The organism is Flavobacterium sp., assembly GCF_044341265.1.
GTDB lineage: Bacteria > Bacteroidota > Bacteroidia > Flavobacteriales > Flavobacteriaceae > Flavobacterium.
The window spans coordinates 1-16,744 of sequence record NZ_JBIISA010000013.1 but is presented as its reverse complement, the minus strand read 5'-3'; the positions used below and the strand labels follow the sequence as shown (position 1 = coordinate 16,744).

Below are 16,744 nucleotides of genomic sequence, written 5' to 3'. Positions count from 1 at the left end.
AAAAGTAAGAATTTGAAATGTAAAAAACATGATTATTGTCAAGTTTAAGATTTTATTTAACCTTGTTTACGATAAAGGCAGAAGTAAAGTTAGAGACTAAACTACTTTTCTTCTTCACAAAGGATTGTGATGTCTTCCAAAAGTTGTTTTACATTTTTAATTCCTGGCTCAGTTGGTCCGTCAAGATTGGTTCCGTCATAAAATCCGCGCACTCTTCTTTTTGAATCGACCAACACAAAATTTTCTGTATGAACCATATCATACATTTCCTCTGGCTTACCAGTTTTTACTGCTAAATACGATTTTCTTGCAATATAATAGATGTCTTTTTTATTTCCTGTAACTAAGTTCCATTTGCTATCAATCACACCTTTTTCTAAAGCATATTTTTTCAAAACAGGAACACTATCAATATCTGGTGTAACCGAATGTGACAAAAGCATCACTTTAGGATTATTTTTAATTTGATTTTGTAACCAAACCATATTACTAGTCATTTTAGGACAAATAGTTGGGCAAGTGGTAAAGAAAAAATCAGCAACATAAATCTTTCCTTCATAATCTTTTTGGGTAACAATTTTACCGTTTTGATTGGTAAATTTAAAATCAGCAATTTCGTGATCTAGGGCAACATATTGTATCGTAGAATCAACTAATTCTGGATTTACATCACTCGGATTAAAAATAGGAAGTTTTGGTTTTGGTTTTAATACCGTGTAAAAAGCACTGATAGTAATAATCGAAAAAATAATAAAAAAACCAATTAAGATTTTGTATTGCTTTAACTTTGATAGCATCTTTTTTTTGCAAATTTACAAAACAACTTTTACTTAGTTTGATTAAGGAGCTTTAAAGTGAGATAGATTAAGTCATTTTTAACACTTGATTAATTATAAATTGAATAGATTTGTGGAAACAATCAAATTTATAATGGAAACTAAAACTAAGATTAAATTTTGTTTTGTTGCCGCAAGTTTACTTTCATTAAGCCAAATTAATGCGCAACAAAAAAATTCGGGAATCAACCTTGATTTAATGGATAAATCAGTAAAACCAGGTGATGACTTTTTCAGATATGTAAATGGTTCATGGTTTGACAAAACTGAAATTCCGGCAGATAGAACGCGTTGGGGAAGCTTTGACGAATTGCGTCAGAATACTGATAAAGATGCTTTGGCAATTCTAAAAGATGCTGCTTCAAAAAAGTTAGATCCAAAATCAGACCAAGCTAAAGCCGTTAATGTCTATAAAACTTATATGGATACTATTTCAAGAAATAAACTTGGAATAAAACCAATAAAACCATTATTGTCTAAAATTGATGCTGTAAAATCTATTGCCGATTTAAATAAGTTAATTATTGAAATGCAACCTCAAGGCGGTTTAGGATTTTATGGAATTGGAGTTGGTCCAGATGCTAAAAATAGTAACAGAAATGTTGTAAATATTGGACTTGGAAGTTTAGGTTTACCTGATAGAGATTATTACGTTTCTGAAGATGCTGATTCTAAGGAAAAAAGAGAAAAATATGTTGCTCACGTAGCAAGAATGTTGCAAATGGTTGGAGAAAAACCAGAAGTTGCCTTAGCTAATGCAAAAAAGGTATTATCTATAGAAATCGCTATGGCAACACCACGTTTAGACAGAGTTGAAAGAAGAGACAGAAGAAAAACTTATAATCCTATGTCGGTTGCTGATTTGCAAAAATTAACGCCATCTGTAAATTGGGATAGTTACATTAAAGGTGTTGGAATTTCAAAATTGGATTCGGTTATTGTATCGCAACCAAAATACATGACGGCTCTTGAAACTATTTTTAAAGAAAATAAAATTGACGAATGGAAAGCTTACTTACGTTGGTCATTAATAAATAAATCATCAGATGTTTTAACTACTGATTTAGAAAAAGCAAATTGGGATTTTTACAGCAAAACATTACAAGGAGCAAAAGCACAACGTCCAAGAGAAGAAAGAGCTTTGCAAGTTGTAAATGGAACAGTTGGTGAAGCATTAGGGAAACTATATGTGGAGCAAAAATTTCCAGCAGAAGCTAAAGAGAAAGCTAAAAAAATGATAGAAAATGTTTTCTTAGCGTTTGAAAATAGAATTAATAATTTGCCATGGATGACACCAGCAACAAGAAAAGGCGCTATTGAAAAGCTAAGAAAATCAGTTGTAAAAATTGGTTATCCAGATAAATGGAAGGATTATTCTAAGTTAGAAATTAAAAGTATTGAAGAAGGAGGAAACTACTATGACAACATGAAAAATGTTACAAAATGGGGTTTTGCAGAAAATATTGCCGATTTACAAAAACCTGTTGACAAAACTCGTTGGGGAATGTCACCACAAACGGTAAATGCTTATTATAATGCATCTTATAATGAGATTGTATTTCCAGCAGCGATTTTACAACCTCCATTTTATGACTATAAAGCCGATGAAGCAGTAAATTATGGTGGAATTGGTGCAGTTATTGGACACGAAATTTCACATGGATTTGATGATTCAGGTTCAAGATACAATGCCGATGGAAACCTTGTAAATTGGTGGACAGAAGACGATTTAAAACAATTTACAGGTTTAGGTGGAGCATTGGCTGCTCAATACAGCGCATTAGAACCATTACCAGGAACTTTTGTTGATGGTAAATTCACTCTTGGAGAAAACATAGGTGATTTGGGTGGAATAAATGCAGCTTATGACGGATTACAAATACATTTAAAACAAAATGGAAATCCGGGCTTAATCGATGGCTATACGCCAGAACAACGTTTATTTATTTCATGGGCAACCATTTGGAGAAGTAAAATGCGTGATGAAGCAATCAAAAATCAAGTAAAAACAGATCCACATTCACCAGGACAATATCGTGCTTATGTTCCTTTAGCAAATGTTGATGAATTTTATAAAGCATTTGATATTAAGGAAACAGATAAATTGTATGTTAAGCCAGAGAATCGAGTTAAGATTTGGTAAAATAAAATCATTAAAAGGCACAAGAAATTGTGCCTTTTATCGTTTAACCACAAAGGTTTTTAAAATGAAAAAAATAGTAGTATTGGTTTTATTGTTCGGTTTTTTTGGATTTTCTCAAGAAAAAATGGAGTTTGTTTACAAAGTTACAAGTTCAGAATCTATGTATGATCCGACAGATGAAAATTCGAAATTAATTAAAGAATATCTTCTTAAAATGGAACAACAATTAGAAGATTTAACTTATTCATTAAGAATTAAGGGAAAGGAATCTTTATGGTTTTTACATGATAAGATGTCCTTTTCTGAAGCTCACATGGGAAAAGCTTTGGGTGGCGACAGTAATTATTTTTTTGATGGTTTAACTAATAACTATATTGAGCAAAAGATATTTTTGGATAATTATTTTATTGTCAATAAAAAACAAAAAGACTTTAAATGGGAATTATCAAACGAAACCAAAGAAATATTAGGTTACACTTGTTATAAAGCAGTTTCAACAGAGGTTAAAACAATTAAAGGTAAGGACAAAACATTTTATACCATTGCTTGGTATGCACCAGCATTAAAATATCAAATCGGACCAAAAGATTTTGGCGGATTAGATGGATTAATTTTAGAGCTAACCGATAAAAAAAGAAAATACTATTGTACTGAAATTCTTTCTCCAGAAAAAATGCCAATGTTTATTCTAGAGAAGCCAACAAAAGGAAAAGTGGTTACAGAAGAAGAGTTTTTAATAGAAATGAATAGATTGGCAGAAGAAAGAGGGTTTCCTACAACTAAGTATTAGATTTACAACTTTTAATCAAGCCAATGACACTTATAATTGCCCAACTTCCTTCTAAAATTACAAACGGAATATAATTTATTAAGTATGATGTGTAACAAGCTATACTTGCACCTATTATATTTAGGAAGAAATATAAATTCCCATTTTGTTTTATAATCGAGAAATTATTTAAGAAATAAGCAATCAAGATAATTAAAACTCCAATTGAACCGATTATATCATTGTATGTCATACAATTAATTAATTAAATAGGTTTCCATAAACTTTATCACCGCCAATCGCTGAAAATCAACGTTGGGTTTTTTTCTAAAACCATGACCCTCATCTTTTGCTTCAAGATACCAAACTATGTTTCCTTGTGCTTTTAGTTTATCGCGCATTTGTGTTGCTTCGGTAACAGGAACTCTTGGATCGTTTGTGCCTTGTATAATAAACATTGGTTTCTTTATTTTTTCTGTATTATTTAAAGGTGATATTTTTTCTAAAAAAGCAGCCATTTCCGGAATTCTTTCATCGCCATATTCAACTCTTCGTAAATCTCTTCGGTATTCTTCGGTATTTTTTAGAAATGTATTAAAATTAGATATTCCTACAACATCTACCGAACATTTTATTCTGTCAGCATAATGAAATGCAGTAGCTAAAGTCATATAACCTCCATAACTTCCGCCCATTATCATTATTCTGTCTTTATCTAAATCAGGTTGTAATGCAATCCAATCGAGTAACGCGCCAATATCTTTTACAGAATCTTCTCTTAAAAAACCATTGTCTTTGGCAATATATGTTTTACCAAAACCAGAAGAGCCACGTACATTTGGGTAAATAATTGCAATTCCCATTTCGTTGGTGTAATAATTATTTGACCCCAAAAATGAAGCAGTTGATTGTCCTTCTGGTCCACCATGAATACTAATTAAAACTGGACGTTTACCAGTAAATTTTGCAGCAGCAGGATAATAAAAACCCGAAATTGTCATTTTATCAAAACTTTTCCATTCAATGAATTTTGGTTTCGACATGTCTTCTTTTTGCATTTCTCCCAATTCACTTTCTGTCCAACGTATAATTTTTTTATCATTCAAATTTAATTGATACACATCAGATGACGAATCGGCTGTAGATTGTGTAAAAAATAAAGACTTGCCATTTTTTGTGAAACTAGTTCCACTAATTAATCCAATTGGAACATTTACTTCGTTATATTTTTTGGTTGCCCCATCCATTATATACATTTTATTTAAACCACCTTCGTTTGTAATAAATGCTAATTTTGTTTTGTCTTCTGATAAAGTATAATCATCAACATCCCATGGAATTGAAGAAGTATGATATGTAATTTTTTTGGTTTCTAAATTCATTGTTGCCAATCGTTGAAATTCATTTTCTCTATCGGTAACAAACCAAATTTCATTTTTATTTACCGAGAAACTAGCACCACTTTGAACAATATTTTTGTCTTTTCTATTGGTTACTTCCGTCAATTTGCCAGTTTGTGTATCTAACATCCAAATGAAAGACTCGTTAGCTGAAATATATTCGCTAATTAGTAACGATTTTCCATCCTCTGAAATATCATTAATTCCCCAACCACCACCTTTTACTTCTAAAATTAGCTTAGTGTTTTTAGCATCATTGGGATTCATAAAATAAATATCTCTATCTCCACCATTTCGTTTTGTTGAAGAAAAATAAAAACCAGAACCATCTTTTTTCCAGATTGCACCACCATTTTGTGATCTTCCGCCATCTGTAAGCATCGTAGATTGAAGTGTTTTTAAATCCAATTTAAAAAGTTGACCAAATTCGTTTCCTCCAACATCTTTAGAGTAAATTAAATACTCTCCTTTTGTTGGCTCATATTGCCCATTTCCCATAGGTTCATCAAAAAAGGTAAACTGTTTTCTGCTTCCCATTGGTTGCGAAACTTTGTGTAATTGGTTGGTTGCACCAAAACGTGTAGTGATAATAATTTCTTCTAGTGTAGGATGAATTGCAACTAAAGAAGCACCACGAGATTCTGAATATTTTTTAACTTGTGTTGCTAAATCTTTTGAAATTTCCGGAATATTTTCTGTAATTAAATTCTCGTTTGGAATAACAAGATTTTTCTTTTCTTGAGCAAATGAAAATAGCGTGAAAACAACCGTAATGAGTAATAATAATTGTTTGGTTTTCATGATGTTTAGTTTATTGATGATATTATTTAGTTTGTACTTTTTATAAAAATGTTATACAAATATATACTTAAAGTTCTGGAAATGAGTAATTATAGTTTAAATTTTTGGTAATTTTTATACTCAAAATGGTTTTACCAATAGACGGTTTTGAATAGTCAAATTCAGGTAACGGCAAATTTAGTTCAATTGCTTTTTGAGAATAATATTCTTTTCTTGTGGGATGAAATGGCGCAACTGCATTGAATACTTCATTCCAATTCTCAGACTGAGCTTGTTGAAGTTCTATAATTGCGGCAATAATTCTAATGCAATCTACTTGATAAATAAGGTTTATTGGACTTTCCGGATTTTCGATATTTTTTCTTCCAGCTAAAAATTTAATTGGATGCCTATCCTCACCAATCAATCCACCAAAACGTACAATTGTAGTTTGAAAATTTTTATTGCTTTGCAAAAGTTGTTCCGCTTCGAGCAATTGCTTTCCGCTTTCGGTATCAGGATTTGGAATTGTTTCTTCTGAAACATTATGCAAATCTGAAGTATCTTCATAAACCGAAGTCGAACTAACAAAAATCACTTTGTCAACTGAGGATTTTTCTATAAATGGGATTATATTTTGAATTTTAGCAACGAATGTCATGCTGAGCGCAGTCGAAGTATCGGAAGAATTTCCTCTCAATTTTGGTGGAATATCAATTATTAAAACTTCTGAATTTGATAAAAATAAATCTAGATTTCCTTCAATTCTATCTTCAAATAAATTAATCTGAAAAGGTGAAATTCCTGCTTTTTCTAAAACAGCAATTTTCTCCTCAGAAGTTGTAGAACCGTTCACTGAAAACCCTTTTTCAATCAACGATTTTGCTAATGGTAATCCCAACCAACCACAACCTAAAATACTAATTTTTTTCATAATGAAGAATCAAAGTTTTTTTTGCCACAAAGGCGCTAAGGCACAAAGTTTTTTATTCGTATTAATCTGTTTAATCTGTGGTAGATTGTTTTAAAGTATCAATCGTAATATTTCGATAAACTCGTTTGGGGAAAGGTTTAGGATTGTCTTCTAAAATCGGACTCGCTTTTACTTTTCCTTTTACAACAACGGCATCGGTTAAAACAAATGGCGTTGGTATCATCCAATCACGTCTTTTTGCCATGCTAAATGATGGATTGGTCATCAAATCGAAAGAACTTTCCACAAAATTCATATCCAATTTATCACTTGTAGAAATCGAAAATTCTAATTCCAAAGGTAAATTATCTACCACATAATAACTCAAAATCTTATTGCTTATTTTGCCCGAAATTTTACTTTCTAAGTCAATCGATTGTACTCCATTGGCTCTCAGATTATTGATTTTTGTATTGGAGAAAACATCATATCGGTTTACTTTTCTATTTGGCGAAAGCTTGATTTTCAAATAACGTTTTGTTCCAATAACAGAATCTTTTAGGAATTCAATCGTTGGTTTTGCAATATTTTTCAATGGTGCATCACTCATAAAAGTAAATTCTGAACCATATTTGCTATACAATTTATTTGTATTTAAAGGCTTAGCGTTTTTCGGATTTTCGCCCAAATAGCCTTTGGTCCATTCGTCTAAATTGGTGTCGTAAGTTGCCCAATTCGCTTTGTTGGAATCAGCATTTAAAACATAAACCAAACTATTAGGTTTCGCTTTTCCATAAACATAACCACTCGATTGATGTGCCTTTATAAAGAAACCTAGTGCTAGTAAAACGAATAAAGTTGCCCAGAGTTTCTTTTGTGTAAACGAACCAAAAATTGGCAACAATAAAACAAAACTCAAAACCGTTAAAACCGAACTTCCTACCAGTATTTTCAATCCCAAACCAATTGGAAACATTTGAATAAATGGTGCAAGAATGACTAAAGTTGGAAGTGCCAAAATTAGATTTAAAACCGAATTTGTTTTTTGAGTAATCACATAATAACCCAACATAAATGTGCTAGAAATTACAGGAATTATTAAAAATCCTGCGCCTTGAAGTTTTAAGAAAATACCAATATTTAATAATAACCAAATAAATAATGGAGCAATCATCTGATTCATTTCCAAATATTTTTTAGCCGTTTTTCCGTAAAATAAAAAGCAAATTGCTAACGTCAAACACACAAATCCATAAATGTAATCGTGACCATTATAAGTAAATCCGTGGAGAATGTCATTGTATTGTGGATAAATGGCAAGTAAAGCTTTCCATCCTAAAAAAGTAAATCCACTTCCAATTACTAACGACTTCAATAGCGGAACAAATCCTTTTATAATCTCGTCTAAACGTAAAAGTTGTTTTCCTAAACCTATAAAAATGAAGATTAAAAACAGTCCAAAAGCAATAATCAGCATCGGCAAAATCCATTCAAAAGGATAACTCACAAATGAAAATGGGATAGAAAAATAAACTTTATCGTTTTTGGAATTTAAGTTGGTTAAATCAGTATTAGAAAAATGTTTCAGCAACGGAAACAAATACGTTCCTTGATGTGCTAAGGTTTTTGGATCTAAATTTTCGTATTTATCTTGCGAAGTATGATAATCAAAATGGTCGTCGATAAAGGCAAAATTGAATCCTTGAATTTTACCACTTTCTCTAAAAACCGTTAAATCAGTATCATTGGGCAACATTTTATAAATGCTATACATCAACGAATTCGAAACCGGATAGCGCAATTTTCCATCAGAGAAGCCATCTACCATTTTGGCATTTCCTTCGTTAGTTTCCATTAACATATAACTTGGTCCGCCACTTCCACGAGCTTCAAAATTTAAAACTAAACCTACTTCTTTTGCCCATTGGTGTTGCGTTACAAAAAGCGCCGCGCCGTTCAGTCCCAATTCCTCAGCGTCAGAAAATAAAATGATGATGTCGTTTTTGTGTTTTGTTTTTGTATGTAAAAAAGCACGAACACTCTCAAGAATGGTTGCCACTCCAGAAGCATCATCACTTGCACCGTGAGAATAAGAATGCGGCGCCGAATCATAATGGGAAAGTAGCAACAATGCTTTTGTGTTGGAAGTGCCTTTAATTCTTGCCAAAACATTTTTAGACTTTACCAAAGTACCTTTTTCGGTCATCGTAAAACCTTCTTGAAGCGATGTTTGCAAACCTAAATTTTGCAATTCTTTGACTAAATATTGAGCAACAACTTCATGATTTTGAGAACCTACATAATGAGGTTTGGTAGTCATTTCTTTCACTTTAACCAAAGCACGTTTGGTCGAAAATTCCGAAAGTGGTGCTTCAGTTGTGTCATAACTTTGAGGCATCATAAAATAAAAAATGCCAAACAATAGCGCCACAAGCACCAACATTATATATAGAGAAGAGTAATTTTTTTTCATTTATACTGAACTTATTTTTAATATCTTTTTTTAACTCGCAACTGTCACACTGAGCTTGTCGAAGTGCGAAACTTTTAATATTCCTTCTTCACCAACATATAAAAATCATTTTCCAAGAATCGATAACCTTGATCATACACAAAGTAATACGTATTTCCGGTGTTGGTATTTAAAATATTCGTAAAATAATCAAAGTCAAATCCTTTACTTAACAACTTTGTCTTCGTAATTTTTGATTTTCCTTCGGTATTAGCTTCACTTAAGATGCGGTAATTTTTACGCAATTTGTTATTTACATTACGCATGTAATTATTGCTGTCTTTGTTGATTTTGTTGTTGTACGCATTTCGACAACCATCGCTACAGAACTTTTTGTCCTCACGACCAACAATTTTTTCGTTACATTCTAAACAGTTTTTACTCATAGTTTTAAATGTTTTTAGGAGTGAACGGCTTGGGCATTCTTGGTTTCCTTATTCCTGCTTTTCGTTCTACTTCGTGCCACTGCAATCAGGGCTAGATTTGTTTTGTCTTTTGTATTTCTTCTAATTTTTTAAAAATATACATATAACAATTTGCTATCCTCAATTCTTTAAAAATCAGTCAAATATAATAAAAATTTTCCGTTTACAAACGTTTACAAATATTTACAACCGATTTTAAATGGTAATCAACCGAATAAAGTCTGCAAGCCGCCACAACTTTGCATCGTCGAAATGAGAAACTGATAACTCACAACCGACAACAGATAACTTAATAAATAATAACAATTTAAATTTTTACACGCCATGAGAAACAAAGTACAATTAATCGGACATGTAGGTCAAGAACCAGAAATCAAAACATTTGAAGGAGGAAAAAAAGTAGCCAACCTTACCATCGCTACTAATGAAGTTTATTACAAAGAAAACGGTGATAAAGTAGAAAATACCGAATGGCACAGAGTAAGCGCTTGGGGAAAAACAGCCGACATTATCGAAAAGTATGTAACTAAAGGAAAAGAAATCGCCATTGAAGGAAAACTTACTCACAGAAGTTATGATGACAAAGACGGAAACAAGCGCTACATCACAGAAGTAATGGTAAACGAGCTTGTTTTAATGAGCAAATAGTTTCAATATCAAAATTCAATTGCAATATCAATTTCAAAAAGCAATTGCAATTTCAAATCCAGAATAATTTTCAAATAACAAAAACAATTAAAAATTTACACGCCATGAATGCAATTAAAAACAAAGTACAATTAATCGGACACGTAGGACAAGAACCAGAAATCAAAACGTTTGATGGAGGAAAGAAAGTAGCTAATATTACTATTGCTACCAATGAGAGTTATACGAATAACAAAGGTGAGAAAGTTGAGAACACCGAATGGCACAGAATTACCGCTTGGGGAAAAGTAGCTGACATTATTGAAAAATATGTTATCAAAGGTAAAGAAATCGCTATCGAGGGAAAACTAACGCACAGAAGTTATGACGACAAAGAGGGAAACAAGCGTTACATCACTGAAATTGTTGCCAACGAGTTATTGCTTTTAGGTAAATAGTCTAACGTAAAAAAAGTGTCACGATGAACATCAAAGTATTTAATATTCGCTTAGATAAAGAAAATTGCCAGCAAGATCAATCTCGTATGAATGCGTTTTTAGATTCGGTAGAGGTGAAGCTTACTTCAACCAATTTTGTAACCACAGGAACAATTGATTTTTGGTCGGCAGTGGTTTTCTATGAATTGAAAAAAAATGATTCAAAACCTACCGAAGTGATAGAACTTAATGAACAAGAGAACGAAATCTTCACAGCCTTGAAACAATGGCGCAATGATTTAGCTCAAAAATTAGGTTGGTCGTCTTTTAGAATTTGTCATAATTCTCATTTGATTTCTATTATAAAATCGAAACCACAAAATTTAGACGAACTTAAAACAGTAAAAGGTTTTGGAGAATCGAGAACCTTAAATTATGGAGATGATATCTTATCGGTATTGAATGCTTTTTAAGAAAAATTAATTGAACTTTAAACAAAGCGATGGAAGTAAAAATTCTGTCGCTTTTTTTATTTATGTAGAAGCAATGCTACGAAATCTGAGAAGTTTTTAACACGAAAACGTTTTCGGTAAAGATTAAATTAACAACTGTTGATTTTTTTAATATCTTTATTTAGAATACAATAAACAATTAACTTTAAAAGATGTTCCACTTTAAACAAATCCTTTTTTTAATGGTGTTTGGCTGCTTTTTTCAAAGCGGATTTTCTCAAGTTGGAATTAATACATCAACTCCAATGAGTACATTGGATATTAATGGAAATTTATCCGTTAAAGTTGTAAATCTTACAGGAAATGGTTCAGGAACAAGTGGCAGTGCAATTCTAATTAATGATGGTGTTTACATCTCTATAAATCCATCAGCTACAGATGATAAATTTCAGTTACCAAGTCCTGTATTGTTTCCTGGTAGAATGTATATTATTAGAAATATTAATAATTCCATTACAGCTCAATTAACAACAACGGTAGGATTACTTTTTCCTAAAAATTCAACTACGGGAAGTTCAAATATTTTTATGTTTGAAGGAAATTTACGAACCATAACCGTTATTAGCGACGGCGTAAATTGGACTTATATTAACTAAGCAACTTTGTTGATTTTTTTAATCAAATCAAACATTGGACATTTTTTACAACGTTTTTTTTCACTCTTCATGTATTTCTCACAACAAGAAGATTTGCAGTTATCAGAAATTTTTAATTTTTTAATTAAATCTTTCTTTTTTTTCTTTTTCTCTATATGTTTTTCTTCTTTGCTCAAGGCTATAAAATAAAAATAACACTACAAAAGTAATGTTATTTTTATAAATTCTAAATAAAAATAAGAATTATTTAGGACTTGTTGCAGCAGCACTAGTTACTGATAGAATTTGAATGTCTCTATCAAATAAATATAATCCGCCTCTATCTTCACCAATTAAATTAATTTTATCTAAAATGGTTTTTGCTTGCGCTTCTTCTTCAATTTGTTCAGCAACATACCATTGTAGGAAATTATGTGTTGCATAATCTTTCTCTTCAAAAGTTATGTGTACTAATTTGTTTATAGAATCAGAAACAAAAAGTTCATGTTTGTATAATTCTTCAAACATTTCTTTGAAATTTCCAAAGCTAGTTTTTGGCGCTTTTAAGTCGGTTACAATAGAATGACCTCCGCGTTCGTTTACATATTTTATCAATTTCAACATATGTTGACGCTCTTCATCAGATTGGGCATACATAAATTGTGCAACACCTTCAAGTCCTTGAATTTCAGCCCAACATGCCATTGATAAATAGGTTTGCGAAGATTCTGCTTCGATTCGTATTTGCTTATTTAAAGCGGCTTCTATATTTTTTGATAACATAATCTGTGAGTTTTTTTGTAAAGTTACAAATTTATTGATTCATCAAATCTTGAAAAAAAGTTAAAATCGTTTTTTAAAATAAGTCTAAGTAAAGATTTCAAATCGTTTTATCGCTAATGTAAAATCAAGTAAAAATATTTTTGGCTACTCTAAATGTGTTGGCATGTGCATCTATAATTGTTTTGATATTTGGAGAATAACCGCCGCCCATGCTCACTTGCAATGGAATAGAATACTTCTTACAATTTTCGAAAACAATTTCATCACGCTTTTTGCAACCTTCAATTGTACATGATAACTTACCTAACTTATCTGATTCTAGTATATCAACTCCAGCCAAGTAAAATATAAAATCTGGTTTTTGTAGCTCTATTAATTGAGGAATCATTTCATTTATTATAGAAAGAAAAGTACTATCATTTGTTCCATCATCTAAGGCAATATCCAAATCAGAAATTTCTTTTTTAAACGGATAATTGGTTTTTCCATGAACTGAAAAAGTAAAAACGTTAGCATTATTTCTAAATATTTCTGCCGTTCCATTTCCTTGATGTACATCTAAATCAAGAATTAATATTTTAGAAGCTTTTTTGTTATCTAACAGATATTGTGCTGCAATGGCTTGATCGTTTAATAAACAAAATGCTTCGCCGTGACCTGTAAATGCATGATGCGTTCCTCCGGCAATATTGAAAGACACATTATTTTCAAAGGCTTTTATACAACCTAAAAGTGTTCCGTTTGCAATTCGTAATTCGCGTTCTACAAGTTCAGCAGACAAAGGAAATCCAATTTTACGAGCCGCTTTTGGATCTAGCGTTAAGTTTAATAAATCGTTTAAATAATTTTCGGTATGAACTCTATTAACAAATGATAATTCTATAATATCTGGTTCAAAAAAATCTGATGTTTCTGCAGTTCCTTCATATAGTAGTTGTTGTGGTAGCAGCTCATATTTTTGCATCGGAAAACGATGGCCGTCAGGCAAAGGATGCTTGTATATTGGATGGTACGCGATTGGAATCATTAATCTTGATTCATTAAATCTTGAAAGGTATTTACAAAAAGTCCAACATGATAACCGTCCATTAATCCGTGATGAACGTGGACAGACATTGCCATTGTTTTTTTACCATTTTCATCCATCATTTTTCCAAAAGATATTTTCGGACAACTGTCGGGCCAAGTGAAACTTCTTGCGTGTGAGAAAGAAGTAAAATTAATCCAAGGCAAAGCCGAAAAATGAATTAGATTTTCAGAATATTCTCTAGTAAAAAGTCCTGTTGTAGTTTGTATTCTCGCTATTTCTTTTTTTGTATTTTCCGTAAATTGGTTTAAATCTTTTGAATATTCTATTTGTGAAAATCCAAACGTTTTGTCCTCTCTTAAGATGGTTGAAGAAACATCAATTCTATCAAAAACATAAACTTCATTGTCAATTATTCTGTAACGAAAAGGTTCACATTGATTAACTGCTGTCAATGTTTTAAACAAATAATAAGTAAAAAACGAAACACCAAGTTCTTTTGCTTTATCATAAGCTTTGGTGCAATCAATTGTAACTGTAACACCAAAAAAAGGTTCTTCCATTTGTTTGAAAAACAGAAAATGTTCTTTGCGATTCCAAGCTTCTAAGTTTAGTTTTTGTTTCATATTTAATCTGAACTTGTTTCAGATTCTATTAATTTATTTCAGTATTTTTCATACACGAATTACACGAATTTGAATTATTTTAACAAAATTGGTAAAACATCTGATATTTTTTCTAATGATTTGAAGTTATCATGTTCTATTTCAAAATCTATTTTTTCGTATTCCCAAGTGGTGTGATAAGCAATATGATAACCATGTCCACCGATATTTAAAACAGGCAAAACATCCGATTTTAAGGAGTTTCCAATCATAATAAAATCTTCTGGTTTTGTGTCTAAACGACCTAACATTTTTTCATAATCCAATTCTTTTTTGTCGCTCATTACTTCAATATGGTGAAAATAATGACCAATTCCAGAATCGTGTAATTTTCTATGTTGGTCTTTCAAATCGCCTTTGGTCGCTACAACAAGTTTGTATTTTCCTTTTAATTGTTGTAAAACATCTTCCACTTCAGGTAAAAGTTTTACAGGTTTCTGAAGTAAATCTCTACCAATGGCAATAATTTTTTTGATGCCTTGTCCCGATATTTGATCATTGGTCAATTCTAAAGCAGAATCAATCATAGAAAGTGTAAACGCCTTAATTCCAAATCCATACAAAGGAAGATTTTTTACTTGATGACTTAATATCAGTTGTAAAATTTCTTGCTTGGAAGCATAATCTGCAAATAGTTCACAGAATTTTGCTTGAGCTTCATCAAAGTAAGGTTCGTTATGCCAAAGAGTGTCATCAGCATCAAAAGCGATTATTTTTGGATTCATGAATAGTTATTTACGAAATTAACGCTCCATTTTCAACTCCATCAGCGTCTGGATTCACGAAAACCAGTTTTCCGTCTGCGTTGTTGGTCATCAAAATCATTCCTTGACTTTCTACTCCACGCAATGCTCTTGGCGCTAAGTTTACTAAAACTGTAACGCGTTTTCCAACCACTTCTTCAGGTGAAAAATGTTCTGCAATTCCCGAAACTATGGTTCTTACGTCAATTCCTGTGTCAACTTTTAAAACTAAAAGTTTGTTTGCTTTTGGCATTTTTTCAGCTTCTAAAATAGTTCCAACACGCAAATCTAATTTTGAAAAATCTTCAAAAGTTGATGTTTGTTTTTGTGGTTCAATCACTTTATTTTCGGCTTTATTGGCAACTTTCGTAGCTTCTAGTTTGTCTATTTGTTTTTGAATTTCAGCGTCTTCTATTTGAGCAAATAAAATTTCAGCTTCTCCAATTTGATTTCCAGCTGGGAGTAAATCGGTTCTTTCAGAAACATCTTTCCAACTCAAATTCAAATCAGTTTTTAAAATTCCCGATAATTTGCATGCTGTAAATGGCAAGAAAGGTTCAGATAAAACTCTCAAGGCAGCTGCAATTTGTAATGCCACATACATTTGAGTTTTTACTCGTTCTGGATTTTCTTTTACCATTTTCCACGGTTCTTCGTCGGCTAAATATTTGTTTCCTAAACGAGCTACATTCATCAATTCGCCTTGTGCTTCTCTAAATCGGAATCTTTCAATTGACGAAGAAATTACCGCAGGATAAGCTTTTAATTCAGCTAAAGTTTGTTCGTCAACTTCTGTAAAATCGTTTGGCGTTGGAACAATTCCGTCGTAATATTTGTTAGTTAAAACCACTACACGATTAATGAAATTTCCTAAAATAGAAGCCAATTCGTTATTGTTTCTTGCCTGAAAATCTTTCCAAGTAAAGTCGTTGTCTTTAGTTTCTGGCGCGTTTGATGTTAAGGCATAACGCAAAGAATCTTGTTTATCTGGAAAATCTAATAAATATTCGTGCAACCAAACGGCCCAATTTTTTGAAGTAGAAAGTTTGTTTCCTTCCAAATTCAAAAACTCATTGGCTGGAACGTTATCTGGCAAAATGAAACTTCCTTCGGCTTTCAACATCGCAGGAAAAATAATGCAATGGAAAACAATATTGTCTTTCCCAATAAAGTGAACCAATTTTGTATCGGCATCTTTCCAATAAGGTTCCCAATCTTTTCTTTCACGAGCTGCCCATTCTTTGGTAGACGAGATGTAACCAATTGGAGCATCAAACCAAACATATAATTTTTTCCCTTCCGCACCTTCAACTGGAACGTCAATTCCCCAATCCAAATCACGTGTAACCGCACGAGGTTTTAATCCGTCGTCCAACCATGATTTTACCTGACCAAGCACATTCGTTTTCCAATCTTTGGCGTGACCAACCAAAATCCATTCTTTCAAGAAATCGTCATATCTATCTAAAGGTAAAAACCAATGTTTAGTCGATTTTAAAATTGGAGTTTCACCTGTAATTGTCGATTTTGGATTGATTAAATCCGTTGCATTTAGTGTCGAACCACATTTTTCGCATTGATCGCCATAAGCTTCTTC

Annotated in this window: 17 protein-coding genes; 6 read left to right on the top strand and 11 right to left on the bottom strand. The window is 31.9% G+C overall.

Annotation, left to right across the window (positions count from 1 at the left end):
- Positions 1-101 precede the first annotated feature (101 nt).
- Positions 102-797 (bottom strand): SCO family protein, encoded by a 696-nt coding sequence (locus ACIQ06_RS08205; protein WP_396145313.1) that lies wholly within the window; start codon positions 795-797, stop codon positions 102-104.
- Positions 798-930: 133 nt separating this feature from the next.
- On the opposite strand from ACIQ06_RS08205, the gene ACIQ06_RS08200 reads away from it, so the two are divergent.
- Both ACIQ06_RS08200 and ACIQ06_RS08195 read left to right on the top strand, forming a co-directional pair.
- Positions 931-2,979 (top strand): M13 family metallopeptidase, encoded by a 2,049-nt coding sequence (locus ACIQ06_RS08200; RefSeq protein ID WP_396145311.1) that lies wholly within the window; start codon positions 931-933, stop codon positions 2,977-2,979.
- 64 nt (positions 2,980-3,043) lie between these two features.
- Entirely contained in the window at positions 3,044-3,769 is a 726-nt protein-coding gene (locus tag ACIQ06_RS08195; protein WP_396145309.1) for a GLPGLI family protein, read from the top strand.
- On the opposite strand, the gene ACIQ06_RS08190 is transcribed toward ACIQ06_RS08195, so the two are convergent.
- The 5 genes from ACIQ06_RS08190 to ACIQ06_RS08170 form a co-directional block, all read right to left on the bottom strand.
- Positions 3,759-4,001: a hypothetical protein gene (locus ACIQ06_RS08190; protein ID WP_396145307.1), complete on the bottom strand. Its 243-nt coding sequence runs from the start codon at positions 3,999-4,001 to the stop codon at positions 3,759-3,761. The genes ACIQ06_RS08195 and ACIQ06_RS08190 overlap by 11 nt on opposite strands.
- A 4-nt stretch (positions 4,002-4,005) precedes the next feature.
- Complete coding sequence (locus ACIQ06_RS08185) at positions 4,006-5,949, bottom strand: S9 family peptidase (RefSeq protein ID WP_396145305.1); 1,944 nt, start codon at positions 5,947-5,949, stop codon at positions 4,006-4,008.
- A 67-nt stretch (positions 5,950-6,016) separates the two neighbouring features.
- The gene (locus ACIQ06_RS08180; RefSeq protein ID WP_396145302.1) at positions 6,017-6,862 is read right to left on the bottom strand and encodes an SDR family oxidoreductase; all 846 of its coding nucleotides are present in this window, start codon (positions 6,860-6,862) and stop codon (positions 6,017-6,019) included.
- A gap of 70 nt (positions 6,863-6,932) precedes the next feature.
- Positions 6,933-9,314 (bottom strand): M20/M25/M40 family metallo-hydrolase, encoded by a 2,382-nt coding sequence (locus ACIQ06_RS08175; protein ID WP_396145300.1) that lies wholly within the window; start codon positions 9,312-9,314, stop codon positions 6,933-6,935.
- A 74-nt stretch (positions 9,315-9,388) separates the two neighbouring features.
- Positions 9,389-9,739 carry a hypothetical protein gene (locus tag ACIQ06_RS08170; protein ID WP_298308789.1) on the bottom strand — a complete coding sequence of 117 codons (351 nt, stop codon included), beginning with the start codon at positions 9,737-9,739 and terminating at the stop codon, positions 9,389-9,391.
- A 363-nt stretch (positions 9,740-10,102) separates the two neighbouring features.
- On the opposite strand from ACIQ06_RS08170, the gene ACIQ06_RS08165 reads away from it, so the two are divergent.
- From ACIQ06_RS08165 to ACIQ06_RS08150, 4 genes are all read left to right on the top strand, one after another.
- Positions 10,103-10,426 (top strand): single-stranded DNA-binding protein, encoded by a 324-nt coding sequence (locus ACIQ06_RS08165; protein WP_344815910.1) that lies wholly within the window; start codon positions 10,103-10,105, stop codon positions 10,424-10,426.
- A gap of 104 nt (positions 10,427-10,530) precedes the next feature.
- The gene (locus ACIQ06_RS08160; protein ID WP_298308794.1) at positions 10,531-10,863 is read left to right on the top strand and encodes a single-stranded DNA-binding protein; all 333 of its coding nucleotides are present in this window, start codon (positions 10,531-10,533) and stop codon (positions 10,861-10,863) included.
- 23 nt (positions 10,864-10,886) lie between these two features.
- A complete protein-coding gene (locus tag ACIQ06_RS08155) occupies positions 10,887-11,315 on the top strand; it encodes an HRDC domain-containing protein (protein WP_396145298.1) in 429 nt (142 codons plus the stop codon).
- Positions 11,316-11,506: 191 nt separating this feature from the next.
- Positions 11,507-11,950: a hypothetical protein gene (locus ACIQ06_RS08150; protein WP_396145296.1), complete on the top strand. Its 444-nt coding sequence runs from the start codon at positions 11,507-11,509 to the stop codon at positions 11,948-11,950.
- 243 nt (positions 11,951-12,193) lie between these two features.
- Here ACIQ06_RS08150 and ACIQ06_RS08145 read toward each other — a convergent pair whose 3' ends face one another.
- The 5 genes from ACIQ06_RS08145 to metG all read right to left on the bottom strand — a co-directional run.
- Positions 12,194-12,712, bottom strand: coding sequence for a ferritin (locus tag ACIQ06_RS08145; protein ID WP_396145294.1), 519 nt, complete (start codon positions 12,710-12,712; stop codon positions 12,194-12,196).
- Between the two features lie 124 nt (positions 12,713-12,836).
- Entirely contained in the window at positions 12,837-13,739 is a 903-nt protein-coding gene (locus ACIQ06_RS08140) for a histone deacetylase (RefSeq protein WP_396145292.1), read from the bottom strand.
- A complete protein-coding gene (locus tag ACIQ06_RS08135) occupies positions 13,739-14,365 on the bottom strand; it encodes a CatA-like O-acetyltransferase (protein WP_396145290.1) in 627 nt (208 codons plus the stop codon). Before ACIQ06_RS08135 ends, ACIQ06_RS08140 begins: the two co-directional genes overlap by 1 nt.
- 74 nt (positions 14,366-14,439) lie before the next feature.
- Entirely contained in the window at positions 14,440-15,129 is a 690-nt protein-coding gene (locus ACIQ06_RS08130) for an HAD family hydrolase (protein WP_396145288.1), read from the bottom strand.
- A gap of 10 nt (positions 15,130-15,139) precedes the next feature.
- A partial coding sequence (gene metG, locus ACIQ06_RS08125; protein WP_396145286.1) for a methionine--tRNA ligase occupies positions 15,140-16,744 on the bottom strand: 1,605 nt, incomplete at its 5' end.